We start from the raw sequence: 2,645 nt of genomic DNA, 5'->3' as shown, positions 1-2,645 counted from the left end.
GTTGTCATTTGCCACGGCTATGGGACCGCCGTGTTGCCATGAGGATGGGACCACCGTGGCGCGTTATTGAGGATGCTCGTCGTGGTGTCGGCCGTCAAGACGAGTGCGGTCGCGTTGCCGGTAGGACGGGCCTTCGATGACGAGGGTGTGGGCGCGCGAGGTGAGGCGGTCGATGGCCGATTGGGCGAGCAGAGCGTCGGCGGTCATGGTGAGCCATTCGGCGGGCTCTCGGTTGGAGGTGATGATGGTGGTCTTGGTTTGGCGTTCGACGACGAGTTCGTAGAAATCGTTGGTTTCGGTGGCGTCGAGCGCGCGGAGTGCGAAGTCGTCGATGATCAGGATGTCGACGGCAGTCAGGCGGCGGAGTTCGGCGTCGACGCTGTTGTCGAGGCGGGCGGCTTTGAGGCGGTGGAACAGTTTGTCCGCACGTCCGAAAACGACCGAGCGCCGGCGTCCGATGGCCATGTGGCCCAGTGCATTTGCTAGATGTGTTTTGCCGACTCCGACGGGGCCGAGGAGGATGACGGAGTGCCCGGCGTCGAGGAAGCGGAGTGCGGTCAGGTCCTCGAGGAGGGTGCGGTCATAGCGGAGGTCGTCGGTGGCTTCCCAGCCCTCGATGCGCATGGCCGGGTCGAGACCGGCTTTGGCTGATCGTCGTGCTGCTGAGCTGGATTCGCGTCGGGAAACTTCATCGGCGAGTAGCTGTTCGAGGAACCCGAGGTGGGAGGTTTTGTGCTGTCGGGCCAGGGCGGCGCGGGCGGGCAGCGTGTCGGCGAGCGCACCGAGCTTGAGCGTTTTGAGCATGCCGATCATGTCGGCGCCGAGCGGTTCGGGAGTCGTCGGTCGGGTCGTCATCAGTTGTCCTCACTGTCGGCATCGGTGATGATGAGGGTGAGTTGCGTTGGGGTGGTCGCGTATTCGGCTGGGTCGCGGGAGAATCGGGTCGGTGACTGGCCGGCAGCGGCGGGCAGGGCCGGAGTGGACTTCTCGGTGGCGCGGGCGAGCATGGAGCCGATCTTGGGCACCGAGATCACGTCGAGGGCCAACGCGGTGGCGCATGCGGTATCGACCGGACCGGGCCCGTAGCGGCTGACCAGCCCGATCAGCGCGTAGACCGACCGCATCCGTGACCACGGCTGCGGGTCGTCGACCAGGCGGGCGGCGTAGATTCCGATATTCGGGCCATGACGGTCACAACTGTCGAGTTGGGCGGTGATGTTGCGCATCGCGTACGCACTCTTGTCCGCAGGGTAGTCGTTGGCATCGGTGCTGCGCCCGCCCGGCGCCTGGCGAGGGTGCTGTTTGACCAACTGCCCGCGGTGATAGAACTTCACGCTCTGGCTGTCGGCGCGCACGTCGAGGACGGTGCCGATCCACGTTTCGGGCAGCGAGTACAACGCCTTGCCGACTGAGGCGTGAAAGTCTCTGTGTACCTTCACCTGTTTGAAGATCGGCACATCATAGGCGGCCGGTACCGGTAACAGCAGGGCAGCTTCGTCGGCGGCGAACACGAGCGCCGGCGCCATCGCGGTGGTGCCGTGCACCCGCAGGCCGGCCCGATCGGCACACCACACCTGGGCCGCGTCTTGCGCCTCGGACAGGCTGGTGAAGTTCTCGCCGGCCCAGAAGTTGTTCTGCACGAAATGGATCGTGCGTTCCACCCGTGGTTTATCGGTCGGGGTGCGTACCCGGGCGGTGTCGGTGACGAATCCGGCATGCTGGGCATAGTCGAGCCATCCGCGACCGAGTTGAGGTTCCAGCTTATGCGCCTGAGTGACAATCGCTTTCATGTTATCCGGGATCAGGACCGCGAACACGCCGCCGAAGAACTCCCACGCCGCCTCGCAGCCGGCGATCACCGCGGCTAGCGTCTGCGAATACGTCAGCCACACGAATGTGTGCCGCGAATACACCGCCGTGAGCACCAGCGCGTGCACCTTGCGGCGCCGGCCCGTCTGCGGGTCAGTGAGCATCCCCAGATAGCCGAAGTCGAGTTGGCACTCCACCCCCGGCTCACCATCGGCGACCCGTACCGTCGTCGCCGTGCGCCGGTACCCGCACTCCTCGGTAGCGAACCGCACCAACGTCCGGTAGGGCACCACACAGCCTCGACGGCCCAACAATTCGTGAATCTTGGTCACCGTCAACGGTTTCGCGTCGTCCGACCCGGCCACCCAGGCCTTGATCTGCGTGGTGAACGGCACCAACAGCTCCCAGGACTGCCCATGCCCGTTCGGGCGGGCCGGACGGACCGCAGCGACGATCTGACCGATCACCTCATCGGTGAGCCCCGCCGCCCCTGACTCGCGCGTCACACCAGCTGCCTGCGCGGCCACGACGTAGCGACGCACCGTTTTGCGGTCCACCCCCGCATGCGCGGCGATCGTGCGTAGACCCGGCGACGGTAACCCCACCGCCAGACCCAGCCACAACCGCAGGACTTCTCTGATCTCTTCCACAGCAACCTCCCGATAGCCCATGCCGCCGCCCCTTCCATGACTGCTCGTCACGGCCGAGTCAACTGACAAAACAAGAGACCACCAGCGCAACGCGCCGGTGGTCCCATAACTGGCAATCCAGGTGGTCCCATCCACATGGCAAAAATCAGCTCACAGCGGTCCCTTCACCGTGGCAAATGACACGAG

2 protein-coding genes are annotated in these 2,645 nt (G+C 65.2%); both read right to left on the bottom strand.

Translation table 11 applies throughout. The features are described from left to right. Positions 1-63: 63 nt before the first annotated feature. Positions 64-855, bottom strand: a complete 792-nt coding sequence (istB, locus tag ABIC25_RS24890) for an IS21-like element helper ATPase IstB (protein ID WP_354563584.1) — start codon at positions 853-855, stop codon at positions 64-66. After that, positions 855-2,480: an IS21 family transposase gene (istA, locus tag ABIC25_RS24885; RefSeq protein WP_354563582.1), complete on the bottom strand. Its 1,626-nt coding sequence runs from the start codon at positions 2,478-2,480 to the stop codon at positions 855-857. Before istA ends, istB begins: the two co-directional genes overlap by 1 nt. Between the last annotated feature and the right edge of the window lie 165 nt (positions 2,481-2,645).

Source organism: Gordonia sp. PvP123 (assembly GCF_040547295.1).
GTDB lineage: Bacteria > Actinomycetota > Actinomycetes > Mycobacteriales > Mycobacteriaceae > Gordonia > Gordonia terrae.
Note: the sequence above shows the minus strand (reverse complement) of the source record. Positions and strands in the feature narration are given on the sequence as shown.

What these genes read in the sequence shown, in the direction of transcription:
- istB (WP_354563584.1), bottom strand. Translation starts at nt 855, where the DNA reads ATGACGACCCGACCGACGACTCCCGAACCGCTCGGCGCCGACATGATC.
- istA (WP_354563582.1), bottom strand. Translation starts at nt 2,480, where the DNA reads ATGGGCTATCGGGAGGTTGCTGTGGAAGAGATCAGAGAAGTCCTGCGG.